Origin of the sequence: Kitasatospora sp. NPDC091257, from assembly GCF_044757675.1 — a bacterium.
GTDB classification, from domain to species: Bacteria; Actinomycetota; Actinomycetes; order Streptomycetales; family Streptomycetaceae; genus Kitasatospora; species Kitasatospora lactacystinica.
In genome coordinates, this window is sequence record NZ_JBIVVI010000576.1 from 1 (window position 1) to 5,631 (window position 5,631).

The 5,631-nt window shown below is 76.6% G+C and carries 2 protein-coding genes; both read left to right on the forward strand.

Annotated features, from left to right (window positions below):
• Nucleotides 1–97 precede the first annotated feature (97 nt).
• Nucleotides 98–1,003 (forward strand): precorrin-6y C5,15-methyltransferase (decarboxylating) subunit CbiE, encoded by a 906-nt coding sequence (locus tag ACIQOV_RS24690; protein ID WP_401051849.1) that lies wholly within the window; start codon nt 98–100, stop codon nt 1,001–1,003.
• A 483-nt stretch (nt 1,004–1,486) separates the two neighbouring features.
• Nucleotides 1,487–5,443 carry a nicotinate-nucleotide--dimethylbenzimidazole phosphoribosyltransferase gene (gene cobT, locus ACIQOV_RS24695; protein ID WP_401051852.1) on the forward strand — a complete coding sequence of 1,319 codons (3,957 nt, stop codon included), beginning with the start codon at nt 1,487–1,489 and terminating at the stop codon, nt 5,441–5,443.
• The last annotated feature ends 188 nt before the right edge of the window (nt 5,444–5,631 follow it).

Consider the following 5,631-nt stretch of genomic DNA (forward strand, 5'->3'; position numbering starts at 1 on the left):
TCGGCGTACTCGGCGGTCAGCTGGCGGATGCCCCAGGCGCGTTGCTGTGTGTCGCGGATGGTCTGGCGGGCGGAGGGCGCGAAGGAGGAGTAGGTAGGTGGTCAGCGTCCACGGCGGACGGCTGCGCCGTGCGGCCAACATCTGCCGGGCCCACCCCAAGGTCGCGGTGCTCACCGCGCCCGGCGCCGGGCCCGCCGAACTCGCCCTGATGCTGCGCGGGGTGCACCGGACCTTCGTGGTCTGCGAGGCCCTCGGCACCCCGGACGAGGACGTCACCGTCCTCACCTCCGACCGGATCGCCGACCACGTGTGGCGCGACCCCAACGTGGTGCTGGTGATCGGCGGCGGCGCCCAGGCCTCCGCCGTGGACGAGGCGGCCGGCTGGCTCGCGGGGCGCCCGGTCGGCTACCCCGGCGCGGAACGCGGCTGGGCGCTCCCCGGTGACGCCTATGCGGGCGCCGGGCGCACGGAGGGTGAGCCGGGCGCACCGGAGGCGCTCCCCGCCCATGTGCGCGCCCTGGTACTGGCCCGTCTGGGCGCACGCCCCGGGGACCTGGTCTGGTCGGTCGGCGCCGGCAGCGGCGCCCTCGCGGTGGAGGCGGCCCGGTTCGGCGCCGCCGTCGTCGCGGTCGAGGATTCCCGCTCGGCCTGCGCCCGGCTGACCGTCAACGCCCGCCGCTACGGCGTCGAGGTGGAGACGGTGTACGGGAGCGGCCCCGAGGTGCTGGGCGGCCTGCCGGAGCCGGACGCGGCGGTGGTGGAGTCCGGCGGACTCGACGTGGTGCGCGCCGTCCTGGCCCGCCGGCCCGAGCGGTTCGTCGCGCTGCCCCGGACCCTCGCCGAGGCGCAGGAGGTCCACCGGGCGATCGCCGGGGCCGGTTACCGGGCGGACGGCGCGCTGCTCCAGGCGACCCCGTTGCGGCCGGTGGGGGAGGGCGACGGTCTGGCGCTGGGGACCGGCGGAACCGGCGCGCTGGTGCTCTGGGGTGAGCAGATCGTGTGAAGGCCGTGGGCGCGTGCCGGGGCCGTCCGGTGGCGCCGACGGTGATCCAGGTCGCATCCGGACACCGATTCGAGAGGTGACCGCGCCGTGCCGGTAGTGTGACGTCCTGGACGGCCGTATCGGTCGGCGACCCACCCGATTCGGTCGGTTTGTCACCTTTTTGACGCGGTGCAATCCGATTCCGCTCGGAGTGTGGGCAATTCGACGGGCCGCGTGCCGGACCTGGAGAATGCCGTAGGGTCCGGTGCGGTCGTGCCGGTTGCTCCGGGTTGTCGTTGTTTCAGACGATGTGCCGCCCCGTACGGGCGGCGCGCCGGGCCGGGGTGCCGCAGTGCGCCGGATGGACTTGGGCCGCAGCGCCACGGCGCGGCGGCCGCGTGTGGTTAGGGGCGGGCCGGTGCTGGTGCGGCCCGTGCGGATGGGCGCTGCGATCGGTGATCGTGTCGCCGAGGGCGCGGCAGCGGCCTGGAAGGAGCTTTGACAATGACCGATGGCGGCCACGTCCCGGGCGAGGGACTGCCGGAGCACCTGCACGCCGGGCATGACCCGCTCGGCGGACCGGAGGGCGTCGCGGGCGTTGCACCCCTCCAGGGCGTCGCGACGGACGGCGGTGCGATCCCGAACCCGGCTCCGGTCGGCGGCGTCCCCGGCGCGATGCCCCCGGGTGCGGGCGTCATCCCGCCGCAGGGCCAGCACGGCTACGGCGTTCCCGGCGTGCCCCAGCCCGGCCACCCCGGCGACGGCTGGGCCGTCGACCAGGGCGCCCCGCGGCCGGCCTTCCACTTCCTCGACCAGCCCGACACGCCGGACGGCCTGGACGACGATGACGACGTGCTGCTGATGCCCGGCCCGCAGGGCTCCTGGGGCGAGCCGGCCGTGCCGACCGAGCAGATGCCGCTCGCGCCGCAGCAGGACGGCACGCCGGTCGAGCCGTCCTGGCCGCCGGTGGACCCGCCGGTGCTCGGCGCCGAGCACGCCGTTCCGCAGCAGCCCGTCCAGACGCAGCCGCAGCAGCCGATGACGCAGGCTCAGCAGCCGCGCCGGCCGCTGCACGCCGGCCCGCCGATCCCGGACCCGTCGCTGATGACCGGCCAGGTGCCGGTCCGCTCGCTGGCCGACCGCGGCCCCTCGCAGGGCGGAACGCCCGCGCACGGCATCCCGGTGGTCGGCCGCCCGCCGATGGCCGAGGCCGTCGCCCCGGCGCACGCCGCCGCCCCGCAGGCCGTCCCGACGGCGCCGGTCGTCCCGGCGGCTGCCGGGGTTCCGGCCGTGGACGGGCAGCAGCTGCCGCAGGCGCAGGACTTCCAGCAGGTCCAGCAGGTCCAGCACGCCCAGCAGGTGCCGCTGGCCGGGCCGCCGGTCGAGGCCGTGCTGGCCGTGGAGACGGTCGGGGCGATCGAGGTGATCGAGGTCGTCGAGACGCCGGAGGCCGTCCACGCCGACCCGGTCCAGCCCGCGCAGGACGTGACGGCCCAGGCCACCCAGGCCACCGCGCCCGCCGTGGAGGCCGTCGCCGTGGCGGCGCAGGCCGCCCCGGCCGAGTCCGCCCAGCCGGTGGCCGGGACGGCCGACGCTCCCGTCGCTGTCGAGCCCGTTGCCGCCGAGGCCGTCGCCGCCGAGGGTGCTGCCGCCGAGGGCGCCGCCGTGCCCGTCGAGCAGGCCGAGGCCGCGACCCCGGCCGGCCAGCCGCGCCGGATCTCCGCCTTCCTGGCCGCTCCCACCCCGCACGGCCTGCCCAAGGTCGAGAAGGCCGGGCAGGCCCAGGTCGTCGAGGAGACGGCTCCGCAGCAGCCCGCGCCGATAGCGGCCGCCGACGCGCTGCAGCCAGCGGCCGAGGCCGTCGAAGCCGTCGAAGCCGTCGAGGCCGTTGAGGCCGTTGAGGCCGTTGGTTCCGCGCAGCCCGCCGAGGCCGTCGCGGGCGCCGAGTCCGGCCCGGTCGCCGTGGTGGCCGAGGCCGCCGAGCAGGCCCACCCGGCGGAGACCGCGCCGGAGGCCGTCGCCGAGCCGGTCGCGGAGACCGCCGCGGGCACCGGTGAGATGCCCTCCGGCCAGGCCGTCGTCGAGGCCGCGGCGGAGGCCGAGCAGCCGCAGCAGCAGGCCGAGGTCCAGGCCGAGGCACCCGCAGGGCAGGCCGTGGAGCAGGCCGTGGAGGCGCCCGCGGAGACTGAGGCCGCCGAAGCCGTCGAAGCCGTCGAGCCGGCCCCCGAGTCGGCCCCCGAGGCTCCGGCCGAGGCCGCTCCCGAGGCTCCGGCGGCGCAGCCCGCCGAAGCCGCCGAGCAGCCCGTGGCCGAGGCCGTCGCGCCCGTCGAGGCCGTCGTGCCGGCCGGAGAGGCCGAGGAGGCCGTCCCTGCCGAGGGCGCCGCCGAGCAGCCCGTCGCCGCCGTCGCGGAGGCCGAGACCCCCGCGGAGCCGGCCGCCGAGCCGGCGCAGGTGCCGGCCGAGGCCGAAGCCGCCGCCGTCGCGCAGGCCGCCGCCGTCGCGGAGACCGCCGTCGCTCCGGAGGCGGAGCCCGCCCGGGAGCAGGCCGGCGAGGCGACCGTCCAAGCCGTCGAGCAGCCGCAGACCGAGCAGCCCGCCGCCGAGGCCGCTGAGGTCACCGAGGCCGCGGAGGCCCCTGAGGGCACCGCAGCCGAGGAGGCTCAGGAGCAGCCCGAGCAGCAGCCCGAGGAGCCCGCGGAGCCGCGCGGCCCGGCCGCCCCCGGATACGACGAGGCCGGCCGCGAGGCCGTCCACCAGGTGATCCGCGAGCGACGCGACGTGCGCAACGGCTTCCGCCCGGACCCGATCCCGCACGAGGTGCTGATCCGCGTCCTGGAGGCCGCCCACACCGCGCCCAGCGTCGGCTACTCGCAGCCCTGGGACTTCGTGGTGATCCGCTCGGCGAAGACCCGCAAGCGGATGCACGCCCTGGCCGAGCGCCAGCGCGAGGCGTACGCGGACTCGCTGCCCAAGGGCCGGGCCAAGCAGTTCAAGGAAATCAAGATCGAGGCCATCCTCGACACCCCGGTCAACATCGTGGTGACCTCCGACCGCACCCGCGGCGGCCGGCACACCCTGGGCCGGCACACCCAGCCGCAGATGGCCCCGTACTCGGCCGCCCTGGCCGTCGAGAACCTCTGGCTGGCCGCCCGCGCCGAGGGCCTGGGCGTCGGCTGGGTGAGCTTCTTCGACGACGAGCAGCTGGTCCGCGAACTCGGCCTGCCCGAGCACCTGGAGGTCGTCGCCTACCTGTGCGTCGGCTTCGTCGACGAGTTCCCGGACGAGCCCGAGCTGGAGCAGCAGGGCTGGGCCAAGAAGCGCCCGCTGTCCTGGGTCGTCCACGAGGAGCAGTACGGCAACCGCGCGCTGCCCGGCGAGGAGCCGCAGAGCCTGCTCGCCGAGACCCTGCGCGGCATCCGGCCGCTGGACGCCAAGGCGCTCGGCGAGGCCTGGGACCGTCAGAAGCGGATGACCAAGCCGGCCGGCTCGCTCGGCATGCTGGAGATCATCTCCGCCCAGCTGTGCGGGCTGTCCCGCAAGTGCCCGCCGCCGATCCCGGAGCCCGCCTGCGTGGCGATCTTCGCCGGCGACCACGGTGTGCACGCCCAGGGCGTCAGCCCCTGGCCGCAGGAGGTGACCGCCCAGATGGTCGCCAACTTCCTGGCCGGGGGCGCGGTGATCAACTCCTTCGCCAAGCAGATCGGCACCGAGGTCTGCGTGGTCGACGTCGGCGTCGCCGCCGAGCTGCCGGACGCCGTCCAGCAGGGCCGCGCCACCGGCCTGCTGCCGCGCAAGGTCCGCCCCGGCACCGCCGACATGACCCAGGGCCCGGCGATGACCCGCGAGGAGGCCCTCAAGGCCATCGAGGTCGGCATCGAGACCGCCCGCGACCTGGTCGCGGCGGGCAACAAGGCACTGGTCACCGGTGACATGGGGATCGCCAACACCACCGCCTCGGCCGCCCTGATCTCGGTGTTCACCGGCCTCGACCCGGCCGAGGTCACCGGCCGCGGCACCGGCATCGACGACGAGACCCACGCCCGCAAGATCGAGGTCATCCGCGCCGCGCTGGCCCTGCACCGGCCCGACCCGAGCGACCCGGTCGGCGTCCTCGCCGCCGTCGGCGGCCTGGAGCACGCCGCCCTGGCCGGCTTCCTGCTGGGCGCCGCCTCGCTGCGCACCCCGGTGGTCCTGGACGGCGTCATCGCCGGCTCGGCCGCGCTGGCCGCCAAGGCGATCGCCCCCGAGGTGCTGGCCGCCTGCATCGCCGGCCACCGCTCCGCCGAGCCCGGCCACCAGGCCGCGCTGGCGAAGCTCGGCCTTCGCCCGCTGATCGACCTGGACCTGCGGCTCGGCGAGGGCACCGGTGCCCTGCTGGCCCTGCCGCTGGTGCAGAGCGCGGCCCGGGCGATGCACGATGTAGCCACCTTCGACTCCGCCGGGGTCACCGAGAAGGCCTGACGCACCCCGTCACCGCTCCGCGGACCGGCCCGAGGGCGCGCCGGACCGCGGAGCGGTGCCGTACCGTCCTCACACCCTCACCCCCGATCAGGAGCACCGCCGATGAGCGCGCCCACCCCGCACCCGAGCACCGAGGGAGGAGGCGTCCAGGAACTCCCCGGACAGCGAGTTCAGCACCACGTCGAAGG

What these genes read in the sequence shown, in the direction of transcription:
- cobT (WP_401051852.1), top strand. Translation starts at nt 1,487, where the DNA reads ATGACCGATGGCGGCCACGTCCCGGGCGAGGGACTGCCGGAGCACCTG.